Genomic DNA, 22893 nt, shown 5'->3' with positions numbered 1-22893 from the left:
TCGAACGGGAGAAGCCAAAATGCAAGACTATGGTCAATTAGTGCCCAGCGGTGGTGGCGATACCATCGTGTTGCGCAAAGACCGACTAGTCATCGGTCGTCGCGAGACCTGCGATATCGTGCTACGGTTCGCCAATGTCTCAGGCCAGCATGCTAAACTGAGTCTTGAGCAGGGTTACTGGTTTCTGAAAGACCTAGGAAGCCGCAATGGTACTAAGGTAGATGGATACCGCATCGATCGCAAGCGGCTTGACCCGGGTGCCAAGATTTCGATCGCCAAGCACCTGTACATCATTGAATACTCGCCGGAAAGCTTAGGAGCATTTGGCGCTCCACCACCCGATGACGACCAAATCGAGCAAGTCCTGCGGCGGAGCCTGATGGATCGCGTTGGCCTGAATCGTCGCAGCGACGACGACAAATACAAGAATCGCGATCTAGCCGACGAGGACTAGCCAATCCGGCAGCGATTGGGGAGAGATTCGAGAGTATAAGTGGTGCGTTCCGCCAGTTGCCACTGCGGCAGTCTATAAGCAGCGCTACACAAATGGTTTGGCACAACTGAAGAGGCTAACATGGATGTACAGGATTTATAGGATGAGATTTACAGGATGATCGCCGATTCGACTGCAGGTTGCAGAAATTACTGTGTAAATCATCGGACGTCCGGTCGAAATGATCAATAAGTTGGGAATCGCCAATTCAAAACTCGAATACAACCGATTCACACAACACAAGTAATTCTATCAACCACGTGCAATCATCCTGCACACCAATGTTCAGTCCCCCGATAGCTACAGCTACGGTGTCCCAACTTCTGGCGAACGTAGCTACCAATTCGATCGGCTACCACGGTGCTCGCACGGGGTACACGCCGAACTGTTGTGTATTGCTGGGCCATTGTGGGGTAGCATAAAACGCGCCACCTGCCGATGGGGCTCCCTGATAGCCGTACTGATGATAGATCGGCAAGCTGTAATTGCGTGAGACGCCCCATGAGTGGGTCTGTTGCATGACCGAGTTGGGTGGCACGACTAGCGCCGTGGGTTGACCATACTGCTGGTAATAAAAATTGCCGTGCCAAGGCCTCTCCTGAGCAAAACGCTGAGCCCAAACGTCACCTTTGTTCTGCATATCATGCTTCATCATTCGCTCGCTGGGTCGCAGGGTTCCTGCAGAACGTCCATAGTGCTGTGCCAATGCGAGTTTTGGACTGACAGCTACCAAGAATCCAAGGGCTAGAGTCAGCTTGAGGAGGTTCATTACCGTAGTCCTGCAATTGCGAGTGTGAAAGGGCGAATCGCCAAGAACGATTTACCAGTAGCCATCGTCGATAGGCGGTGTGCCAACTGAGGTGACCGCGTTTGGTGACTGTGGCGACTTACAAAGCCACCACTCCGTAGCGACGGCGGTAGTCATACGTGGAGCCGGGGTATTAGGGGCGCGGGAGCGACAGCGATTTATGCACACCGCTTAAGAAGGTCTTGATCGGCGGCGAATAATAGTGAACACGGGTACGATTGAGCCCGCGGTTGTCATCGTAATACGAATGGTAGCGGTGGGAATGCCAATAGGTCATTTCGTGGGGATACAGTGGCTGGTAGGTGTAGTACGTATGGCCAACCCAGGGTGGCACGGGTACCGGTGCCACGTACATTTGAGCTGTGGCCTGATTGGCGTAGCCCTGTGTATACTGGTTGGCCATCAGGTGTGGTCCCACGCCACCATGCTCCTGAGCTTCGGCCAATCCGGCCCAGCCCAGCGGCAAAGCCATGGCGATAAACAGTTTTGCGGCAATGGATGGTCGCATTGATCGAGTACTCGCTTTCTGGCATGGACTGCGTTTCCCAACCCACGACAACGTGGGCCACCGAGATTCAGTTCCCAATGAATCGGCGTAACTGCTGAGGGCTGTGCAATCGTTACCTAGCGAACCGCAAACTCTACCCAATCCGAGCAGTCCGGGTCGTTGGCGTCAATCTGGTGAAATGGGAGGTTTCTGGCGATTGTCGATGATTTTGAGGCCTATCTCGGCTTATCGAGTTTGACAATTCCTGTCAGAATCTCAACAATCGCCCGCTTCCAAAGTTCTTTTGGCAGCTGCGTTCCCCAGAGCGTGGAAAAGCGGTGTGGTGGAAAAGCGGGGACACAGCACAATGCTGATTTCCCACAGCCCACCCGAAAGCGGTAATGCTTTGGCTTGCAATTCAATCTGACCCAACTCAATAAATCACGGAGGAACGTTAAGTAGATGGCAAAACGTCGAGGCAAACAGGATGCTCAGGGGCGATCGTCGACTGTCGGAAAGCGGCAGTCAAAGCGGTCTGGACGACCCGATGCGGAGGGGGCTGAGGTCGAACAGCAAATCGAGACGGTGGCCCTGCGCTCAGCGGCGCAAGAGCGTTATCTGAACTACTCGCTGTCGGTTATAACCAGCCGAGCGCTGCCCGATGTTCGCGACGGGCTGAAGCCGGTGCAGCGGCGAATTCTGTTTGCCATGGATCAATTGGGGATCCGCCACGACGCCAAGCCGCGAAAATGCGCCTTTGTGTGCGGTAATGTCACCGGTAACTATCATCCACACGGAGAATCGAGTGTCTACGATGCCCTGGTGCGGATGGCGCAGCCCTGGTCGCTTCGCGAAACCTTAGTTGACGGCATCGGCAACTTTGGCTCGATCGACGGCGATAATGCAGCTGCGATGCGCTACACCGAGTGCCGTATGTCCCCTCTGGCGTCGGACTTGCTTGTCGACCTGGGTGCCAGGATTGTCCCGTACAAGCCCAACTACGATGGTACGCGGCAAGAACCAGTTGTTTTGCCTAGCCGGGTGCCCAATATGCTGGTCAATGGAGCGACGGGGATTGCGGTGGGGATGGCTACGAACATTCCCACGCATAATTTGGCTGAAGTCTGCCGTGCCTTGCTCAAGTTGCTACGCGATCCGGAAATCAAAGACTATCAACTGGTGGCCAACGATGCCGTCCAAGGGCCTGACTTTGCTACTGGTGGTCAGATCATCAACACCAAAGAAGAGCTGCGCGAAATCTATCGCACTGGCCAAGGGTCACTCAAGGTTCGTGGCACGACGAAGTCCGGAACGGCGCTCAAGAGCGGCAGCAAGTTGCTGCACATCGTGTCCATTCCGTATGGTGTTAACAAAGCGGTGTTGGTCGAGCGCATCGCCGAAATTGTGCTCGGCAGCAAGATGCCGCTGATTGAAGATGTGCGTGATGTGTCGACAGAAGATATTCGCATCGACCTGCAACTTAGGAGCGATGCCGATGAAGCCAAGGTGTTGGCCTATTTGTACAAACACACTCCGCTGCAAACTAATTTCAACGTTAATATGACCTGCCTGGTACCCACCGAGAATCCTTTGGTGGGACGTCCCGAACGGCTAGGGCTGAAAGAGATCCTGTGGCATTTCCTGCACTTTCGCCTGGAAGTGGTCACTGCACGACTGGAGAATGAACTCGACGGGCTAGAGCGCAGAATTCACATCTTGAACGGCTTTGTGATCGTCTTTGATGCTTTGGATGAGATCATCCGTATCATCCGACGCTCAGATGGCAAAGCCGATGCGGCGCAGAAGATTATGCAGCGCTTCCCAGCCAATAAGGGTGGGCTGGACGAAGAGCAGACCGACGCCATCCTGGAGTTGAAACTCTATCGGTTGGCGCGACTGGAGATCAATCTGATCCAAGAGGAGTTGGGCGCGAAGCAGAAGCGCGCTCGCGAGATTCGGCGCTTGCTCAAAGAGAATACCGACGACACGAACTCCTCGGGCCGGTGGAGCATTGTGCGCCACGAGATTGAAGAACTGATCGAAAAATTCGGCAAGACCAAAGGTAGCGCTCGTCAGACACAAATTGTCACGGTCGAAGAGGAGTCTGAGTTCACCGAAGAGGACTTCATCGTGGCCGAGGATTGCCATGTGTTATTATCGACCGATGGTTGGGTCAAACGACAGAAACAGATTGCGGACCCAGCCAAGAGCCGCCTGCGCGAAGGCGATGGAGTATTGGCCTGCGTGGCGGGATCGACTCGCGCCACCCTGGCTTTTTTCTCATCCTTCGGCGTATGCTACACCGCTCGATTCATTGACATTCCGGCATCGACAGGGTACGGCGAGCCGGTGCAAAAGCTGTTCAAGTTGAAGGACGGTGAGCGAATCGTGTCGATGATTTCGCTGGACCCGCGCGTCATTGGCGACATTCAGGAAGATCCCAAGCGACCAGCGCTGTGCCCAGATGTACATGGCCTGGCAGCCACCAGCAACGGCTACGCGCTTCGCTTTTGCTTAGCTCCATTCGTCGAACCGTCCACTCGAAGTGGACGGCGCTATGCTCGAGTGGCTAGTGGCGCTGAAGTGATCGGAGTCGAGTCCGTGCATGGTACCGAAAATATTCTGGGGATTTCCGCCGACTGCCGAACCATCGTTTGTCCGGCCGAAGAGATCAATTACCTTTCGGGGCCAGGTAAGGGTGTGACGCTGATCAAGCTGGCCAAGACCGACCGGTTGATCGGCTTCAAGGCTTCCAAGGGCGATCGCGACTTGCTGGTGGTCGAAACCAATCGCGGAGCGCGCAAGACGATCTCTACCGCCAAGTATCGAGTCACCTCGCGCGGCGGTCGGGGTACCGAGATTCAAAAGAATGGCAAGATTGCTGCGGTTGTCATCGAGCCGCCCACGGCACCCCAGCCGTTGCCGGAAGAGTAGTTGGCCCAACATCAAGAGTTTCAGGCGAGCGTAGCTGCGTAAGAAGGAAGAACTATGTCGACTGCTAACAAGACAGCCTACACGGCGTCGGATATCGTGGCTCTGGAAGGACTGGAACCCGTTCGCAAACGGCCTGGCATGTACATTGGCGGCGTGGGCTCGGCTGGTTTGCACCATCTGGTTTGGGAGATCCTGGACAACGCGGTGGACGAAGCGATGAACGGCCATGCTTCGGAGATCACCGTCACGTTGCATAAGGATGGCCGAACCATCACGGTTGCCGACAACGGTCGCGGCATTCCCGTCGACAAACATCCTAAGACCAAGAAGAGCGCCTTAGAGATGGTGCTGACGCTGCTGCACGCGGGCGGCAAATTCGAAGGCAAGAATTACAAGACGTCCGGCGGCTTGCACGGCGTAGGAGCTTCGGCGGTCAATGCGCTGTCCAAGCATCTGGTGGCTGTCGTTCGTCGCGATGGCGAGCAGTACAAGATGGAGTTTGCTCAGGGCAAGCCCACCACGAATTTGCAGAAGGCCAAAGGAACCTTTCGCGGCTCAGGGACAACCATCACCTTCACACCCGACCCCACAATCTTCCCCAAAACTGAGTTCAATTCCGAAACGATTCGCCAGCGTTTGGAAGTAACCAGCTTTCTACATCGCAAAGTCAAGGTGAACTATGTCGACCAGACCAACGACAGCCAGGTAACCTATTTCCACGAAAACGGCATCGTGGACTATCTAGGCAAGGTAATTACTGAACGTTCCGCTAGCTCAATTCACGAACAGCCCTTCACCTTAGACAAAGACGGCGACCAGCGCATCGAAGTCGCCTTGAAATGGACCGAGTCGACCGACGAGCATGTGCGCAGCTACGTCAACGGAATTCCAACGCTCAGTGGCGGCACACACGAAAACGGCTTTCGCGCCGGCCTGGGTAAGGCGGTACGCAATTTTATCGAGACCCACGATTTGACTCCGCGTGGCGTCAAATTCGCTCCAGAAGACATTCGCGAAGGCTTAGTAGCGGTGGTGTCGCTGTTCATCGCCGATCCACAGTTTCAGGGACAAACCAAAGACCGATTGAACAACCCCGACGCGCAGGCCTTTGCCGACGGTGCGGTGCGAGCCGCTCTAGAACAGTGGCTCAATAACAATCGATCGATCGCCGAGTCGATAGTGGCGCGAATCATTGCCGCCTCCAGAGCCCGCGCTGCATCGCGTGCCGCTTCGGACGCGGTATCGCGCAAGTCCAGTACCTCCCGCGGTACCATGTTGCCGGGCAAGCTGAGTGACTGCCTGGCCTCAGGGCGTGGACGTTCCGAGCTGTTTATCGTCGAAGGCGATTCGGCGGGCGGCAGCGCCAAGCAGGGTCGCGATCGAAATTACCAAGCCATTCTCCCACTTCGCGGCAAGGTACTGAACACCGAAAGCGCCAGTCTCAAAAAGGTTCTGGAGAACAAAGAGATTCAAGATATGGTGACTGCCCTGGGCTGCGGAATCGGCAATCACTTTGACATTAATCGACTGCGTTACGAGCGGATCATCCTCCTGGCCGATGCCGACTCGGATGGGCATCACATTACCACGCTGTTGCTCACCTTTTTCTATCGCCACATGCCAGGATTGATTTCCGGTGGGCGTATATTCATCGCCGTGCCTCCCTTGTATCGCATCGACATTGGCAAGGAAACTTTTTGGGCCGTCGATGACGCCGATCGCGCTCGGATATTGGCTGAAGCTGATGGTCGAGCCAAGCCAGACATTCAGCGATTCAAAGGACTGGGCGAGATGATGCCCAAGACGCTGTGGGAAACGACGCTCAATCCAGCCACCCGCCGGTTGCTGAAAGTTGAGGTGGACGATCAACTAGAGACCGACCGGGTTGTTGCCGATCTGATGGGCCGCGACGCGTCCGCGCGATTCAACTTCATCATGGAGCGCGCCGAGGAAGCTCAGGAAGTCGACGTGTAGCGCGCGGTCGGCTCTGTAGCGAGAAGCCGAACGTTCCGCCGGACAAGCCAGGCGGGATTCGGAATGCTCCCGGCTTGCCCGAGAGGTCGTTCCGCCTGCACTACACTACGCGCGGGGCGTTGCCTACGCGGTTCAACGGAACAGCATCGACGGTAAACTTAGAATCACTTTAGCAGCTTGGTAACGTCGCGGAACTTGGGATGCCTGGCGTCTACCATTAGCTCAAACAACGCCAGCTCGACGCAGCTTAGGTGAACGCCACTGGCCGCCATTCGCTGGACTCCAATTTCACGATTGACCGCCGAGCGTGAGGAAACCGCATCGCAGATCAAATGCACTTGGTAGCCATCCTGTCGAAGTGTAAAGGCGGTTTGCCAGACGCACACATGAGCTTCAATGCCGCAGAGGATAACTTGTCGCCGCCCGGTGGCCTGAATCTCGCGATACAGAGCCTCATCACCGCAACAACCAAAACTGTATTTGATGTGCGGCTGCAGGCCCTGAAGCCTGTCGGCGATTTCCGGCAGGGTAGCGCCCAGCTTGTCAGGAAGCTGCTCGGCCCACACAACTGGCAACTCTAGCAGACGGCAACCATCGATCAGAATCTGCAGTTGCCGAATCACCGACTCAGACTGGTCCATCATCCGAGCCAATTTGCCCTGCACATCTACGACCAGTAGCAGCGCGTCCGGCAGACGTAGGCGATCTAATGTTAAAGACATGTTCATCCTTGATAGCCAGTGGCTGGAAAGCTAGCCGTAATACAATGGCTAAGCGGCAGACCGGCGTCGCCGCCGCACGAGCGCACCTGCACCGGCGACGGCCGCCAATGCCAACGAGGAGGGCTCGGGGATATGATAAATGTTCGGAATCGAGGCCGTGCCTCGCAATTGGCCGGCGAACTTCAGATTAATAGTACCGATGCCCAGGTTGATATCGCCAAAATCTGCCAGGACTGGAATTGTCAGCGTCGACGCCAAGGTGCCGGGGTTGTAGGTAACGGATCCTGGTGCCAGCGGTGTATTGGGCATGCTCACACCACTCATGTCGATACGCGTGCCAAAGCCCACGTTGATTGAGCGCTGCAAGACGTTGGATGTTACGGTCAAGCCAATATCCGGTACGGACGCCACGAGCGCATTGACCGCTAAGACCGCTGCAAAGTGGCTCAAAATATCCGGCTGGACCATTCGCAGGCTACCATTGACGTCCGCAAAGCCATTGGCGATGTCGATGCTCAATAGGCTCGCATTGAACTGTCGAGTTATCGGATCGATGTACATCCAGGTTGGTGAATTGGGATCGAGTTGCAATTCACGCAATGCAATCTTGAAATCCACTGCCGTGATTGTTCCCAAATTGAGCGTGCCGATGTTGGGGACGTCGAATGGAGGCAACACGATTTGCTGAGGTGCCGACAGATTGACCCCGTAGTTTGCAGCAGCTGTACCTGCATCGCCGCCAACGTTCGGCGAATACTGCAGCGGAATGTTAAACAGCCCGAGTGGATTAACGGCGTTGGCCCCACCACCATCTGGGAACGAGATCGCACTATTAGCACCAACACCCAGATGAAAATTCGTAGCTACGGTTCCGTTGTAACGCGTCCGAGCTGTTGGGTTCTGCTCTGACACCGTCAACTGCGCTCCCAACGAGGTGCCCGTTACTTGCAAGTCGATCTCGCTGGCGGTTTGTGTGAGCGAATACAGGTAGGCGGCATTGGCCACAGAGCCATTAACTAAAACTGACACAAGCAGCAGACAGCAGAAGATGTGGCGCACAGAATGTATCCTACAAAGTATCGGGGTGGATCAGAGAAGCTTTTCAGACACTGCAACGCAATGCAGCCGAAGTTGGATTCTAACAATCGCAACAGCGTTTACTGTAAATGGAGATGTACTGTTGTCAATCATGGATTGGTAAATCGGCCGGTAGCGTACAGATAATTGAAATTAGCAGGTAGCTACACTCGCCAGAACGTGGACCGCTGAAAACTGAGCGTACAGCCGTAGTAAGTCTGCCTTAGTTCTTCTGCAATCTGGGAGCAGCATCCAGAACCGCCGGTTGGAATTTGCGACATGCTCCATCGCAGGCATTGGGAAATACCATACGGCCGCTGCTGCACGACGGCCCCCCAATCGTCTGCGACGCTTCACTCACCGCAGTTGACTCATTGAATTCCATTGCGCAGCCAACTGGTCAGGGATGACTTTCTGTTCGAACATTCCCTATTGGAGGGGTTTGGCAGTCAGGAGGCTACGCGCTAAACTGCGCTTCGGGATAGCGCTATCTTACTGTCCCAAAAACTGGATAACTGAAGTGGACTGGCCGATGCGCGGTTGCCAGGGAATCACGCGTTAGCTACTACAGCTCGATCGTGCCATTGAATGGCTCGAGTGGAATGTCTGCTATTTGAGGTGTCTATTGAAACGACGTTATTCGACACACCTCAGTCGTTCGTCTGGCAGGTCTAAGCAGCACTCCTCCTACGGATCGTTTCGGTCAGGCACCACAGGGGAGCCGTCCCTAAGCGTCAGCGGAAGTCTTCCGACGCGGAGACAACGGATTGTTCAGTTGTTGTGCATCGCTATGGCAGCGCTTGTCGGGCGGTTGTTGTACCTAGGCGAACTTGCTGGTACTTTGCCGTTTTCGACTTTGGTGATCGATGGTCGAGCTTACGACGCTTGGGCACGGGAGATTGCCAGCGGCCAGTGGTGGGGGACAGAGGTGTTCTATCAAGCACCGCTGTATCCCTATTTGTTGGCGGCTATCTACAGTGTATTCGGTCCGAGTGCGATGGTTGTCAGAGTAATACAATGTGTGTTTGGAGCTGTGGCTTGCATCCTGATAACCCTTTGCGGCAATCGGTTGTTTGGAATTCGCTCTGGTTGGATTGCAGGCATCATGCTGGCTGTGTACCCACCCGCCATCTTCTTCGATGGACTAATTCAAAAGGCATCTTTGGACCTGCTATTGGTCTGCAGCCTGCTGTGGTTGATCGTGCAGTTGCAGTACCGGCGGAGCTGGCCTTGGCTGGTTGCTGTTGCAGTCGCCGTGGCGGCCCTCATGCTCAATCGCGAAAACGCTCGCATCGCCTATCCACTGCTCTTGGTTTGGATTCTGGTGGAGTTCTCGGATCAGTCGCTGGCTAAGCGTTGGCTATGGGCGGGAACGTTCACTTTAGCGATGGGTCTGGTGCTGTTGCCAGTTGGAATGCGCAATTATCTGGTCGGTGGTGAGTTCTTGCTGACGACCTCGCAGGTGGGACCGAATTTCTACATCGGCAACAATGCGCAAGCTAATGGTACGTACCAGCCACTGGTGCCAGGTCGAGGAGACCCCAAGTACGAGCGACGAGATGCAACGCGGCTCGCCGAACAAGCCAGTGGTGGACAATTGACGCCACGTGAAGTCTCCAATTATTGGTTGGGACAATCGATCAGCTATATCCTCAACCAGCCGCTCGACTGGTTGAAGCTTATGGCTTGGAAGTCGCTGCTGACGGTCCACGCGATTGAAGTGATTGATTCGGAGTCAATTAGTTTGTATGCCCACTATTCGGCGCTGTTGCGATGGCTATATCGCTGCTGGCATTGTGGCATATTGATGCCGCTAGCCGCTTGGGGATTATGGATAACCCGATTCGAGTGGCGCAGGCTCTGGGTTTTTTATGGATTGTTCGGGCTCTTGGCGGCTTCCACCGCAATATTCTTCGTTTTCGCCAGGTATCGATATCCCCTGGTACCGCTGGCGGTTTTGTTCGCTTCCGCAGGTCTAGCTGTATTGCCTGAATGGGTCTCGACAATCCGACGGCAGGTCAGGTCCATCCACTGGGTACTGGGAGCTACAGGCGTGTTGATCGTGGCCATGATTTGCAATTGGCCGCTGTCCAGCCTAGAGGATGATGCCAGAAGCTATTCGAATCTAGGCATCGGGCTTTTGGACGACGATCGTCCCTCTGACGCGCTGGCGGCTTTCGATCATGCCATCCAGCTTGAACCACAATTCGCGGATGCGATTTACAACAAAGGTATTGCCTTGGAGTCACTGGATCGCCGCGAGGAAGCTATTCGTCTTTTCGAACAGGCCATTCGGTTGAAACCAACATTGGGTGGTGCCCACTCGCGATTGGCTCAGTACTATGTCGATTGTGGAAACGTCGATAAAGCTACCTACCATTTTGGGCAGGCGATAGCGCTGGTCGCCGAACCGGCTCTGCTGCACTTTGAATATGGACAACTGCTGGTTGGGCAGGGCGATACGTTGGGCGCGATCGCGCAGTATCGTGCGGCCCTGAAATTAGACTCAGGCATCGTTCTGGCGGCCAATAATCTGGCCTGGTTGCTGGCTACAGACTCACGCCCTGAAGTAAGGTCCGTTGCTGAGGCAATTCAGATCGCCGAAAAGCTGGCGGAGCGAATTTCACGTAGCCCTGACGACACACATACTGAGGCTGAGGTAACCATTCTAGATACTCTGTCAGCAGCGTATGCTGAAGCCGGACGATTCGACGAAGCTGTAAGAACCGCTCAGCGAGGCCTAGAGATAGCCTCGCTACTGGCTGACACATCGCTGACTGAAATGATGCAGTCGAGGATCGAACTTTATCGCACAGGTAAACCGTTCCGATCACAGTAGTTGGCGACTTAGGCGAAAGCCTTACCAAAGGCTTCCTTATCACGTTAGGCGGCTCTGCCAGACGTCGAGCCAAATCGGTACCATAAAATCGCGGGAAATCGCTTTTCGAATGACTCAATGTAACGAGCAATCTTACTCTGTGTGCTGGGTAAGTCAGGAGACTTTTAGTCCGAAGCCGAACAATCCGCCGGGCAAGCCGGGACGGAATTTTGTTAAAACGAGACGGGGTTGGGAATGCTCCCCGGCTTGCCCGGGAGATCGTTCCGCTTCAAGCTACCCAGAGGCTGAAGGCGCGGCCTTCAAACGTTCAGAGATCATCGTCGCTACGTTGCCAATTGCGAACGTAAGCTGCGATGGCAGGTGACCGCAAATCGCCGAATGAGCCGACGTACGCACTAGGCTGCCACAGTCGATCCAGCTTGGCCTGAATGACGTTAGCCGAGTAGCGCTGCCACATCAGCTCCTGAGCCGAATTCATCAGCTCGACCACCACGGTAGCCAGCGAAACTGCCGGATGCACGGCAACCGCGATATGCACGTGATCGGGCACAATCGAAACCTTCAAGAGCAGAAATCGAAGCGTCGTCTGCAGCTTGCACCAGCGCTCGGCTACCGCACTGCCCGACTCGCGATGGAACACGCCATGGCGCCAACTGCTGGCTAGTACCAAATGGAATCGCAGCGATGTCATCGCGTGAACGGCCTCCAAGAGCTGCTGCTGTTGTTCCTGAGCCAGTTCGTAGCGCTGTACAAACACTGGTGGTCGGACTCGGGACTCGTAGCCATGATGGGCAGGCTGACGATCCAAATAGTGGCTGACATCGTCGCTGGTCGTGCCGCCTGTCGTCACGGCGAAGTAACCTCGGCAGAGATGTCTTAGTTTTTCGCTTGAGGTGGGCGGAGTTTGATCGCTGAGCCATTTGCTCAGGCGGCCTTTGATCTTGCTGGCTGCGGTCGAGGTCGTCTCGGTTGCTGTCAGGCTGACCAACAGGCGCACGTTGACGGCGTCTGTGGAGAGTTCAAGGAGCTGGATGTCGTAGGGTTCAAGCAGGCTGGAGAGGGTCGCTTGGTCTAGCCTTGCAAGTTGCTGGAGAGGCTTGCGACGATGGGAGCGGAAATGGAAGTAGACTCGGTGGCACCAGGCGAAGTGTAGTTCTTCGAGCGTGTAGGGGTAGATGCGCATGGGTAGATTGTAGCCAGAAGCCCAACCATCCGCCGGGCAAGCCGGGGCGGGATTTCCTATGCTGGACTGTCGCCATTTAGCAGGAAACCGAATAATCCGCCGGACAAGCCGGGCGGGCTTTTCTGCTGACCGGGGTCGTGATTTGGCAATGCTCCCCGGCTTGTCCGGGAGATGTCTTACGTTTCCAGCTACACCGGCCGGGACCCGAACACCCACCGTAAACCCAAGCCCGCAGCGCGGAATGCTCACGGCTTGCCCGGGAGAACATTCCGCTTCAAGCTAAAAAGCAAATCGCCCAAGTTCTAGGAGCAACACTTGGGCGATCGTGGTTTTAATTTTTCTAATTCCGTCTGGCGACATTGGGCCGTCAGCTAACTTTCGAACTAACGTCGACGACGGCGGATACCGCACAGGCCGACTAACCCAGAGACGGCAAGAACCGCACTGGATGGTTCCGGAATGGCGGTGATTGTAACCGTGGCTGTAACGAAGTGGCCATCTAGATTAATGTTTCTGGCGGGTGCCCCGGGGTAGTTGTCGGGATTCATTCCACCCAAAACATCGTTGATGCCAAATCGGGCGGCATGTTCGTCACCCCCAACCAGGTTCTGAGGACTCTCAGCACGAGTCGCCCACGAGAAACTGACGGTGACTGTGTTAGCGCCGGAAAGTCCAGTAATCGTGTGTGTACGAGCGTCGTTCACAGAAATCTCAACGCCAGTAGTGTTACTGGTTCCACCCTGCTGCAACTGCCCACCACCGTACACAACCGATAGGTTTGCGATACTAGATGTGATGCTAGTTAGTCGCGACAGGCCAGAACCTCCCTGATTTAGGGTGGAATCCTCTCGAGCCGTTAAGCCACCTCGAATAACAGTGTCCAGCTTAACGTCATATACGCGACCGGCACCGGGATTGGGTATCGCGAAAGAAACGACGTAACTGGTGTTGACTTGAGCCACAGCACTACCACCACTCGTTGAACTCCCTCGGTCAGCAGCCGCATTAGACGTGTATCGCGTGGTAGCGACAACTTGAGCACCCAGCGTCGGCGCAATCGGCCCGGATGCGGGGCCAATGCTTAAACTGTGAGCCGCAGCGCGATCGGCAGTAGTACCGCCCGTCAACGTGGTAGTTGAATTGTTCGTGCCGGACGGAGTAATTGCCAAGTTTGCCTGTGCGGAAGTGCAGCTAAGCAGGCCAATCGCTGCCACTGCCAGTAACCGCGTACAGTCACGGACGAAGACACTCATGAAAATCTCCCCTAGTTAAAGCGTCGCGATAGACTTAATACACTATGTATTTTGTCAGGCCCAACGCCACTTGCCTGCTGTAGTACCTCGGTAGAGTTGACCGATTACAACAGCTTTACTGAATTCAAATTAGGCACGAGTGTCAAGACTGTCAATGACTTGAAGCCTAAAAGTGGAGAAATCTGTCTTTTTCTGTTTTCAAAGCGTTCCTGCAACGTTCCTGGGTAAAAGTAGTCAAGAAGCTCCGGGGGCAGGAGACATTGTCCCAATCACTGACTCGCTACTCGGCGACTATCGACCGAGTGCTGGCCTATCGGGATATGAAGAGCGAACTGACCGCCAATTCTCACAATGTGAATTCGAGCAATATGGTGGCCCGGCATCGATGTACAGATCTAATTGTCTTCGGCGGAGGATTGGCGGCCGAAAATCATCAGCGACCGAACGACGTGCATCGCCTAGCGAGATAGTCAGGTAAGCCTATTCGGCTTGGGAACACGGCAGTCTGGAAAGCTATCCTAAGAAAAAACGCCCAAGTGTTGGTGGCAACACTTGGGCGTTGAGAACTTTGAATTTGATTGGTTGGCTCCAGAACTTAGCGGGGGTCTTCTAGCAGCCGAGCGAAACCAACAATTTCTTGAACTTAGCAGGCGCGTCGGCGAAAGCCAGTTAGGCCTACCAGGCTGCTCAATACCAACAAGGCACTGGATGGCTCAGGAATTTGAGTAATTCGTGCGGTCGCCGTAAAAAAGTGTCCGTCATCTGCTTGATTTCGACTATTGGCTCCTGGGTAGATACCAGACAAAGCGTTGGTGGAATGGAACCCGCCCAATCGGATGGCACCATCGTCGCCTTGGCCGTTATTGAAGAGGCCTCCAGAATTAGAACTGACCGCATTCTGCGCCCATGTGAAGCCAATGGTAATAGTACTATTGCCACTGAGCCCCGTAATTATCTCAGAACCACTCTGGCTCACAGGATTATGGAACCACTGGCTGGAATTATTGCCGTTTGGAGAGGTAAAAGATGCAGTGGCAGAGTTTAGCCCTGTTCCGATCCCCGAACCACTACCAGACTTGCTGGTGGTTATAGCACCCAACGTTAACACTGCATTGCCTCCGTGGCCGGTAGACTCGTTCAGAACAGTCAACTCGCCTCGTCTGATAGCACCAAGATCGACTTCGTACTGGACATACGAAGGAGCGGTGATCGAAAATGTGACTGAATAGCTAACGGTAGCGTTCTGGGTGTTTGAGGAAACAAGTGTATTCGTGTTCGAATCTTTATCAGACAGCGTCAGAGCAGCTAACCTAGTGCTGATAAGCGCCGTGTTATTCACCGCCAAAGCCGTCGAATCGGAGCTTTGGATGGCTGTGAGGGTACTGTTGAACTCGCGCTTGTCGGTAGCTGTTCCTGTGTGAGTGTTTCCAGTACTGCTGTTAACTGAACTGGTGACATTGATGACCAAGTTCGCCCGAGCTGCTTGGTTTGCAGCGACGGTGATTGCCAACGCCATGGCAATCTGAGTAAATCGTTTCATGATGCTAATTCTCTTCCTGGGTTTTATCGACCGGCCAACAAACCATTTGGTGACCCCAAAAGTCGGTACTTTGGCCCAAATCTACGACGGGTTTGAGGTCTGCGTAGATTTAGACAAGGTTCAGTTTTAAGCGGATTGCAACGACTTGTCAATCATTTTGCCGGGATCAAGTGGGAAATTTCGAGAGATTTTTATTAAGTAGGTGTTTTTAGCCTCCGCAATGCCCGGCTCTGGGGTGGTCTAGCGGGCTCTCCACGAAAACCATTCGATCCAGCTGACCAGTCCAAGGTTATCCAATGAGCTTGGCCATAAACGTCTCGGAGTCTGCCATTGGTCCGCTGCACACTCGATTTGCATTATCGCTCGGGTGCATTATTGCTTTTGGGAAGGAGGTTGCAGGGAAGCAGCCAGGTCGTAGTCAATTTCAAATACCTGATTATTACCAGCGCTTCCAGGCACCGGCTGGTGTCGCGTGGGCTTGAGCCAACCGGGTGGTCGAGCGCCACTGAGTAAGCGGGGCACCAAGCCGTCATAGGCTTGAGCGTCACGCGGAAGGGCTCGATGTAGACGAGTGTACTCGAGCGCAAATGCGTCGGCTTGAAATAGGGCTAGGTAGGTTACCGCGTGCTGCCTAAATAGCCGAAACGCTTCCAAGTCGGATTGAGTGGCATAGATTTCCGCTGTGGCTTTAAGGCCTGGTAAATTCTCCCAATACAGCGTTCCCAAGCCTTTCATTCCACCATAGTACATCAAGTACGTGGTGCTTGTCGGGCCGCTGACAACGGTTGGCTCTGTCTGAGGCTCTGACCGACGCAGGTTGTAGGCGTAATCACGTAGGTAGATGCCAAAGTACTCCTCGCGTCCGATTTCGGTTGTCTTGATCGTTACGCTGCGCAGGAATCCTTGCACAAGCAACGCCGGGTTTGCCACCAAGAGAATCGCGGTAAAGGCCATGCCGGCGGCCCCTTCGTATACAGCGATGCGTTGGGTTCGGACCAGCAGATAAGACGCAACCAGCGCCAGCGGAATGGCTGCAACCCACAATGAATTGGCAATTAGCAACCAGCGAAATTGAAGCAGGCCCATGAGGGTTATCAGTCCGCCGGGCAGCGCGACCAGCATCAGCGGGCCTTTCCAGGTGTTGCCTAGGTGTTTAGTCAGCAGCAGTCGAATCAACGGAGGAGCAATGAACAGGAAAGAACCGTACTGGATAATCGCTGTCAGCAGCCGCTTACCCTCAAGAAATCGCAGGACGCTGTTGAATTCGTTAATATAGTCACGGTGTAGATTCCATAAGAAAGGATCGGCAATCCAGAAGCTTCGTTCCGCAAAGCCCCCAATGAGCATGGGCGGTGCCACAATTGCTAAGGATGCTGCAGCCAGACCGACCGGACCGAAGCTACCTTGCCAGGGACGAATGCCGTCCAATACCCATTGATTGACTCGCGCTATCAGCTCGGCACCGCCCAGCCACGCCAGCCCATAAAGGGGATGGTTGACCTCCAGTCTTAGGGCCATGTGACCAGGGAAGTATTCCAGTAAGTAAAATACTAGGGATCCCGCGCATCCGGCGACTCCCCACCAGCGCCACAGTCCAGCTACGTAGCGGATAGAAGCTTGACCGGAGGAGTTTGCACCGAAACGGCAACTGGCCAAAGCACCTAAGCCGATTCCGACCAAAACCGGCACGGTAGTGGCGGCGCTGATCCACAATCCAACGGAACCGGCCAAGCCGCTGGCGACGAAGTATCGACGGGCGGTTGCCAACGATACGTGTCTCTCGATGGGTGAAGCGGTCTGGGCCGCTCGAGACCTAGCGTTTGGAGGCATCCGCTGCTTGCTGGGCAACTGAAGCTTCACTGGACGAAATTGGCCGACTGCGAGCTGTCCGAACGCCGAATCTGTAATCCAGCCGGCACCCCCAACGCCTATCAGCAAGACGCTGAACATGCAGGCGATGGCCACCAGCCCATGGTGGTCTGGCATTCCAACCATGAACTGTTCGTACAAAGAGTGGACACCGATCAAGCCGCCAGCCAAACCAGCAGCCCCCAGTACACCAAGCTGTCTTCGAAAAATCCACGGCGAAATCAGGACTATTAAAGCAAGCAGAAGGACATTAACGTACGGAGCTACCTGCTCGACCGAAGCAGCCACCGGCCAATCTGCCAGCCACGCATGAACTGTTCCGCAGCCGATCAGGAGCCACAAAAATCCATGGCTCCAATGAACTGCTCGACCGTGCGGATGGTTGTCGATAGTGGTCCAACGGACTCGCCAATTCGAATCTCTTAGCATGTTTTGCGCGTGCATGATCCAGTGCAGTCCGTCGATTCCCTCCAAGGGAAGAACTAACCGACGCATTCCAAGTTCGTAGCCCGTGGGTGACGAACGGTCTAGTGCAAGCGCTGGCTGCCCCAACGATGCGTTGGCGCATTTGACGATACGATTGTGGTGCTTCCAGCTATCGCCAGCAATCACAGTAATCAACATGCAAATAAACACGCCTAACCCAAAAGCTCGATTAGAAAATCGTTGAGTGCGTGCGAGAGTTCTGTTTGGCATAAGCGGTTGACGATTTTCGACTGCAGTGGATCAGACGGACACCATTCTTGCAGACAGCTCAATAAAATGTAGCCACTGTTCGGGGGTGCATCGAAGACTGCTCCGGTAAAAGGCTGGCGGATTCTGGAACGAGAGTCTCCGTGAGTGCTTGACTGAGGAACTCGTCTTGATCGTGGTTGGAGGCTTATGAGCACCAATTCTAGTTAATCTGCACCGGTGGGTTCTTGGCGCTGAAACTTTTTGCGACGACTGTCAGACCTTTGTGTCGATTGCTGTAACTTCTTGTTGAGTCGATCGCCAATTCATCGTCGCGAAAAGCCTAATCAACCACCGAGCGAGCCAGCGCGACATGCTGAATGCTCCCCGCTTACTCTGGAGAGTCTATACTTTTCGACTACAAGACAGACCCTCGCACATCTCAAAACAACAGCAGCCTCGCCCGCAGTCGGTGGCTGTTGGCAAAACGCGTGGCGAGAGTGACCAATTTCTCGACAGATCGGTCGTAAATCAACAACAGTACATCGCGATTTATAATCTGCGGCAGTTCCAGCCTGGCAATTCGGTCTGCCAGAAGCGTATTCAGATTTATAATTGCCACTGCGGATTGTTCGCTGCTTACGGCAAGAAACGACGGCCCATTTCAAGTCGAACTGTCAATTTGCCGTAGCGGCCGATTCGCTTTCACTGCAGCTTCCGTCCGCAGTGACATGTCGCTGAACTCTGAACGAGCGCTGCGTGAGGATGTTCGCCTTCGCCGCTGCGAGTGGCAGTCATTGAGCAGGCGGCCACTACAGGCCGTCGTCTGCCACTGTCGGTGCGCCAGAAAAACCGCAGTGTCGTTCAATTAGAGCGATGCTGCGGTCGCGTGTCAGGAAGTATCTCTAGAGGCCGTTACCGACGCAGACGCCTGCGAGAGGTCAGAATCGGGCCGATCGCAGCGAAGCCCAGCAGGATCAGAGCACCGGGTTCCGGAACCGCCAAATACAGCGCCTGACCGTTACCCAAGCTGACGGCACTGGTCGATGCCCCATCGCCACCTAAACTGGCTAGCAGCACCGCCGTGTCCGGCACCAGTGTCAGATAGACATCGCTGGACCCCAGGGTGGCAAGTGTAATAGCTCCCCCTGATCCGCCCACCAACGTGTTCCGCGTATAGCCGCGCAATAACAAGTCGGAAGAGCCACCATCAATACCCATCGACGGGTTCAGCACGTTTCCGTTGGTTAAATTCAACAGCACCAGCGTATCAAACCCAGCAAAATCTTGATTATAGTTGCCCACCCCGGCATCCAAACGCACCAGCGCCAGGCTGGCGTTAGCCAGCGGAGTGCCGTTAACATCGAAGGCTGGTAGCGGACCACCTAGAGCCGCCACAACCGACGCGATACTCACCGAGGCATCGGCCAGACCGTAGATTTCCGCGCTGGTGGTCGAGCCGTCCGAAACCGCAGGAATGAAGGGGGTTATTGGGGAGCCTCCCACAAAAGGATTAGCATCCCGAGAACCAACTGTATTGAAGATATCCGAAGCTCCACTGACGGAGCCGCCGAAAGGAGCATCGTTGCTACCGTACACAAATCGGCCACCACCTCCAGCACTACCGCCGGTGCCGCCGCTCACATCAATCGTGGCACTGCCGTTGACCATCGTGCCCAAAATCAGCACCGTGCCGCCAGCGCCACCGCCGCCGGCTCCGCCAGCGCCGCCGGCTCCGCCAGGGCCACCATTTCCACCGGTGCCGCCCGTGCCGCCAATGCCACCAGGCGAGTTGGCACCGCCGGCACCCCATGTGCCGCCGTTTCCTCCACCGCTGCCTGCAGAACCTGCAGAGCCGCTGGAGCCTGAAGAGCCAGGCGCTCCATTGCCGCCTGTTGCGTTGAACGAGCCAGCTATGTTGATCACGCCGTAGGCCTGAATACCAAGAGCACCACCGCCAGCGCCGCCGGCGCCGCTAGTGCCACCGGTACCACCCGTGCCGCCAGTGCCCCCCAACCCGCCTTGTCCGCCACCGCCACCGCCAGCTCCAGCACTGATTCCGCCGCCGGCGCGACTTCCGCCGCCGCCGCCACCGCCCGAGCCGCTAGCGCCGCCACCACCACCGGAACCACCACGACCGCCCGCGCCGCTGCCGCCGCCGCTGCCGCCAGAGAGGGTATCGCCTGTTCCTGTATTAAGACCACCACTACCACTTCCAGACGCAGCCGGAGCAGAGCCTGGGGCCGAGCCGCTGTTGCCAGGATTTCCAGGATTTCCGTTCTTGCCAGTATTGCCATTACCTGAATTACCGCCAGCTCCGCCGGTCCCACCAGCAGTTCCACCGGCTCCCTGGGAACCAACAGCACCCGCTCCTGCGGACGTTCCACCGGCGCCGGCACCTCCCGAATTGACGCCAGCCGAACCACCCAATCCCGCGGCGCCTGCACCGCCAGCTTGGCCAGCCGCCCCAGCATTGCTAGCTTGGCCCTGGCTGCCCCCGGCCCCGTTGGCACCGAAAGATATCCCACCTGCGCCACCGGCGCCACCGGCTGCCGGGCCGCTTGAAGCTGCTCCAGCGGTTGATGCCAGGGGGCTTCCAGCGTTACCACCGTTAGCGGCACCACCCGAACCACCGTTTCCGCCTGAACCGCCAGAACCACCTCCGACGCTGCCGCCCCCCCCTCCACCGCCGGCACCAGGAGTGGTACCTACGGCCGAGAAATTGAACACGGCACCAGCGCCGACGTTCACGTCGTTACCCACTAGCAGTCTGATGCCGTAGTTATTTGGGTTGTTGGTCGCGGAGACTACGTCACTGGAAGCGATATTCAAATCACCATTGATAATAAATGTAGCCACACCACCGCTTACACCGCCGAACGTGACCGCACCTGAACCGCTCAAGCCGGTGATGGTTCCACCTCCCACGTCAATATCGATCAGCCCCGCCGAGGCAGTCGGCACTGGGCCTGCATAACCTGACCAGGACGCTACTACGATCCATAGAAGGACGCGCGCATACATTCGGGCTGACATTAGTTTTCCTCGGGTTTTCAGTAGTCCGCCCTGTGCGGTACTCGCGCTGAGCCTCATGGTGGCCCCCTCTATGCGTAAAGTCCGGAAAGAAAATAGATGCTGGATCGGCCACCATTGCGCAGCGAATAGCGGTGCTTAGACTATCCATAATTTCCGGAAAGTCAAGCAAATCGGAAAAGCCAAGAAAAAAATAATTCTTGACAACTCCACCTCGCTACGGCGGGGTAGAGGAGTAATGGATGACCTCTCGGGCTCAAGCAGGACCGTCAGGGACGGTGCTGGTTCTGGACGTATCGGATTGACGAAGTCCCGCGCTGGCAGAGTTTGGCGCGAGATGCGGTTATCGGGCCAACGCTGTCCCGTAATCTGCTATCTATTCGTGAACTTCAGAAGCCTGCCCTGTTTCGACAGACTCTGCATTTATTACTGGGTTATTCAGCCCAAGAAATCTCGCGGCGGTAGCGGTTGGGGCAACTTCAAGAAACTGGCGAATATTACGATTCGCCCCAGTGGCAAGGGCGGGTTTTCGAGTCGGCTATCGGTGCGGCTCGATTACAATCCGGAGTCACGGTGCATTACTGGCGCGACGGAAATAAAGAGGTCGACAATGTGCTGCAAGGGGATGGTCGCCTGATGGCGATTGAAGTGCGTTACGGAAACCAGCGACCGACGATAGGATAGGACGCCTTCAAAAACGTCTTCCGCAGGCGGTCTGTCTGCATATTTATCAATAGGCAAAACGGTCAGCATCTGCGGAGCGAGGATAATCGGCTGAAATTGCTGGGACGGATGATCGGCTGCTTTTAGCTGGAAGCCGAACGATGCGCCGGGTGGTTCTGCTGGAAACTATGTAGGTGCCAGGCGCTTTGAAGTCGAGTCACGAAATACCCCTCGGTGGGCTAAATGTTGCGAATTGGCAACATCGATAAAAGTTGACTTCGTTCGCAACATTTGCTAGCTAAGGCCGTAAGCCACTAATTTCTGAGCACTTGCGACGAGTCCTTCCCACTCGCGGGTAACTCACTCGTCGCTCAGGCGCGGCTTTTGCCCAAGTCTTTTCACATTGGTGGACCGCGTCCTGTTTTAGGCCGGTCGATGGTGGATAAAGTCCTTTGGGCGGCAAGCGAGCGTGGGTATGCAGGCGATTGAGCTGGCGGAATTGGCGGCTGTAGTGGCGGGCGGCTGGCAGCAATGGATTGTGCCAGGCCAACAGGCATTGCGTATAGCCCAGCAGCGTTACTGGCTCCAGGCGCGCTTGCGACACGACTACTGGAATGGTTGTCTGTCAACTCATCGTCAGAACATCCAATGTTCGAACATTGCCAATCGGGCTCAATCTTGGAGGGCTATCGCGCCGGTCATCGAGGAAGTACTGGTCTCGGAACCGCTGACTCGCTGTCTGGCGCATCTGGGTCGAGTGCTGGCCGAACGCGATGTGGCCAGCGATCTGTCGGCTATTTCGCACAACGTAATGACCAGTCACGTGGAGGCGCGGCATCGCTGTCTGCATCTGATTGTCTTCGGCGAAGGGTTGGCGGTCGAGCATCATCGGCGGCTGAATGACGTTCGGCGCATTCTGGAGGGCTATTCGGACAATCTGCTGAGCCTGATGCCGAGCGTTATGCTGCCCGATACATTGTCGTTCGATCATCATGCGGTTCAATTAGCTCAAGCAACAGCCAATCCGCCGATCTCCGGACTGGTCGATTGCCACCGACTGCGTTTGACGAGTCTGAGAATCCAACTGCGCATGTCGCTGGCCCGCAAGCTATCGTCGGTGGTCGCTAGCACGCAACATAATCGACAGATTCATGAGGCGGTGTTAGCGATGATGCCGCCTGAGATGTTCGATTCGCTGGGGGTGGCCCGATCCGCTCTCTTTGCTAAGCTTGCCGCTGCTTCTCCAGAATCTGCGCCGGTGGAGGAGCCGAGTGCCATAGGTATGACACTGGTCAAGGAATTTAGAAGGGTGGAGTGGAAGGCGAGGGGCTGAGGCGGAAAACCGA

General features: G+C 55.5%; 15 protein-coding genes and 2 pseudogenes. 7 read left to right on the top strand and 10 right to left on the bottom strand.

Features of this window, described 5'->3' with window-relative positions; all coding sequences use genetic code 11:
• Positions 1–19 precede the first annotated feature (19 nt).
• Positions 20–454, top strand: a complete 435-nt coding sequence (locus KF752_09165) for an FHA domain-containing protein (protein MBX3421711.1) — start codon at positions 20–22, stop codon at positions 452–454.
• A gap of 391 nt (positions 455–845) precedes the next feature.
• Here KF752_09165 and KF752_09160 read toward each other — a convergent pair whose 3' ends face one another.
• Both KF752_09160 and KF752_09155 read right to left on the bottom strand, forming a co-directional pair.
• The gene (locus KF752_09160) at positions 846–1148 is read right to left on the bottom strand and encodes a hypothetical protein (protein MBX3421710.1); all 303 of its coding nucleotides are present in this window, start codon (positions 1146–1148) and stop codon (positions 846–848) included.
• A 286-nt stretch (positions 1149–1434) separates the two neighbouring features.
• Positions 1435–1698, bottom strand: a pseudogene (locus KF752_09155) (hypothetical protein).
• 552 nt (positions 1699–2250) lie between these two features.
• Here KF752_09155 and KF752_09150 point away from each other — a divergent pair.
• Together KF752_09150 and KF752_09145 are read left to right on the top strand one after the other, a co-directional pair.
• Positions 2251–4722: a DNA topoisomerase 4 subunit A gene (locus tag KF752_09150; protein ID MBX3421709.1), complete on the top strand. Its 2472-nt coding sequence runs from the start codon at positions 2251–2253 to the stop codon at positions 4720–4722.
• 54 nt (positions 4723–4776) lie between these two features.
• Positions 4777–6696, top strand: coding sequence for a type IIA DNA topoisomerase subunit B (locus KF752_09145; GenBank protein MBX3421708.1), 1920 nt, complete (start codon positions 4777–4779; stop codon positions 6694–6696).
• 164 nt (positions 6697–6860) lie between these two features.
• On the opposite strand, the gene KF752_09140 is transcribed toward KF752_09145, so the two are convergent.
• Both KF752_09140 and KF752_09135 read right to left on the bottom strand, forming a co-directional pair.
• A complete protein-coding gene (locus KF752_09140) occupies positions 6861–7418 on the bottom strand; it encodes a hydrolase (GenBank protein MBX3421707.1) in 558 nt (185 codons plus the stop codon).
• A 48-nt stretch (positions 7419–7466) separates the two neighbouring features.
• Positions 7467–8477 carry a PEP-CTERM sorting domain-containing protein gene (locus tag KF752_09135; protein ID MBX3421706.1) on the bottom strand — a complete coding sequence of 337 codons (1011 nt, stop codon included), beginning with the start codon at positions 8475–8477 and terminating at the stop codon, positions 7467–7469.
• An 808-nt stretch (positions 8478–9285) separates the two neighbouring features.
• Here KF752_09135 and KF752_09130 point away from each other — a divergent pair.
• Positions 9286–11334 (top strand): tetratricopeptide repeat protein, encoded by a 2049-nt coding sequence (locus KF752_09130; GenBank protein ID MBX3421705.1) that lies wholly within the window; start codon positions 9286–9288, stop codon positions 11332–11334.
• A gap of 307 nt (positions 11335–11641) precedes the next feature.
• On the opposite strand, the gene tnpA is transcribed toward KF752_09130, so the two are convergent.
• The 5 genes from tnpA to KF752_09105 all read right to left on the bottom strand — a co-directional run bounded on the left by tnpA (position 11642) and on the right by KF752_09105 (position 19450).
• Positions 11642–12517 (bottom strand): IS200/IS605 family transposase, encoded by an 876-nt coding sequence (tnpA, locus tag KF752_09125; GenBank protein MBX3421704.1) that lies wholly within the window; start codon positions 12515–12517, stop codon positions 11642–11644.
• A 383-nt stretch (positions 12518–12900) separates the two neighbouring features.
• Positions 12901–13770 carry a hypothetical protein gene (locus tag KF752_09120; protein ID MBX3421703.1) on the bottom strand — a complete coding sequence of 290 codons (870 nt, stop codon included), beginning with the start codon at positions 13768–13770 and terminating at the stop codon, positions 12901–12903.
• A gap of 643 nt (positions 13771–14413) precedes the next feature.
• Positions 14414–15310, bottom strand: coding sequence for a PEP-CTERM sorting domain-containing protein (locus KF752_09115; protein MBX3421702.1), 897 nt, complete (start codon positions 15308–15310; stop codon positions 14414–14416).
• A gap of 372 nt (positions 15311–15682) precedes the next feature.
• Positions 15683–17875 (bottom strand): hypothetical protein, encoded by a 2193-nt coding sequence (locus KF752_09110; protein MBX3421701.1) that lies wholly within the window; start codon positions 17873–17875, stop codon positions 15683–15685.
• Positions 17876–18766: 891 nt separating this feature from the next.
• Positions 18767–19450 carry a PEP-CTERM sorting domain-containing protein gene (locus tag KF752_09105; protein ID MBX3421700.1) on the bottom strand — a complete coding sequence of 228 codons (684 nt, stop codon included), beginning with the start codon at positions 19448–19450 and terminating at the stop codon, positions 18767–18769.
• On the opposite strand from KF752_09105, the pseudogene KF752_09100 reads away from it, so the two are divergent.
• Positions 19440–19661, top strand: a pseudogene (locus tag KF752_09100) (hypothetical protein). The gene KF752_09105 and the pseudogene KF752_09100 overlap by 11 nt on opposite strands.
• Positions 19662–19773: 112 nt before the next feature.
• Here KF752_09100 and KF752_09095 read toward each other — a convergent pair.
• Positions 19774–20511 carry a hypothetical protein gene (locus KF752_09095; GenBank protein ID MBX3421699.1) on the bottom strand — a complete coding sequence of 246 codons (738 nt, stop codon included), beginning with the start codon at positions 20509–20511 and terminating at the stop codon, positions 19774–19776.
• Between the two features lie 841 nt (positions 20512–21352).
• Between KF752_09095 and KF752_09090 the strand changes: the two genes are divergently transcribed.
• Both KF752_09090 and KF752_09085 read left to right on the top strand, forming a co-directional pair.
• Complete coding sequence (locus KF752_09090; GenBank protein ID MBX3421698.1) at positions 21353–21568, top strand: DUF4143 domain-containing protein; 216 nt, start codon at positions 21353–21355, stop codon at positions 21566–21568.
• A 454-nt stretch (positions 21569–22022) separates the two neighbouring features.
• Positions 22023–22880 carry a hypothetical protein gene (locus KF752_09085; protein ID MBX3421697.1) on the top strand — a complete coding sequence of 286 codons (858 nt, stop codon included), beginning with the start codon at positions 22023–22025 and terminating at the stop codon, positions 22878–22880.
• Positions 22881–22893: the final 13 nt, after the last annotated feature.

The organism is Pirellulaceae bacterium (assembly GCA_019636385.1).
In the GTDB taxonomy this organism is placed as follows: Bacteria; Planctomycetota; Planctomycetia; order Pirellulales; family Pirellulaceae; genus Aureliella.
Note: the sequence above shows the minus strand (reverse complement) of the source record. Positions and strands in the feature narration are given on the sequence as shown.

Excerpts from the sequence above, each read along its gene's own strand:
- KF752_09165 (MBX3421711.1), top strand. The coding sequence starts at position 20 with ATGCAAGACTATGGTCAATTAGTGCCCAGCGGTGGTGGCGATACCATC.
- KF752_09160 (MBX3421710.1), bottom strand. The coding sequence starts at position 1,148 with ATGATGAAGCATGATATGCAGAACAAAGGTGACGTTTGGGCTCAGCGT.
- KF752_09150 (MBX3421709.1), top strand. The coding sequence starts at position 2,251 with ATGGCAAAACGTCGAGGCAAACAGGATGCTCAGGGGCGATCGTCGACT.
- KF752_09145 (MBX3421708.1), top strand. The coding sequence starts at position 4,777 with ATGTCGACTGCTAACAAGACAGCCTACACGGCGTCGGATATCGTGGCT.
- KF752_09140 (MBX3421707.1), bottom strand. The coding sequence starts at position 7,418 with ATGTCTTTAACATTAGATCGCCTACGTCTGCCGGACGCGCTGCTACTG.
- KF752_09130 (MBX3421705.1), top strand. The coding sequence starts at position 9,286 with ATGGCAGCGCTTGTCGGGCGGTTGTTGTACCTAGGCGAACTTGCTGGT.
- tnpA (MBX3421704.1), bottom strand. The coding sequence starts at position 12,517 with ATGCGCATCTACCCCTACACGCTCGAAGAACTACACTTCGCCTGGTGC.
- KF752_09120 (MBX3421703.1), bottom strand. The coding sequence starts at position 13,770 with ATGAGTGTCTTCGTCCGTGACTGTACGCGGTTACTGGCAGTGGCAGCG.
- KF752_09115 (MBX3421702.1), bottom strand. The coding sequence starts at position 15,310 with ATGAAACGATTTACTCAGATTGCCATGGCGTTGGCAATCACCGTCGCT.
- KF752_09110 (MBX3421701.1), bottom strand. The coding sequence starts at position 17,875 with ATGCCAAACAGAACTCTCGCACGCACTCAACGATTTTCTAATCGAGCT.
- KF752_09085 (MBX3421697.1), top strand. The coding sequence starts at position 22,023 with ATGCAGGCGATTGAGCTGGCGGAATTGGCGGCTGTAGTGGCGGGCGGC.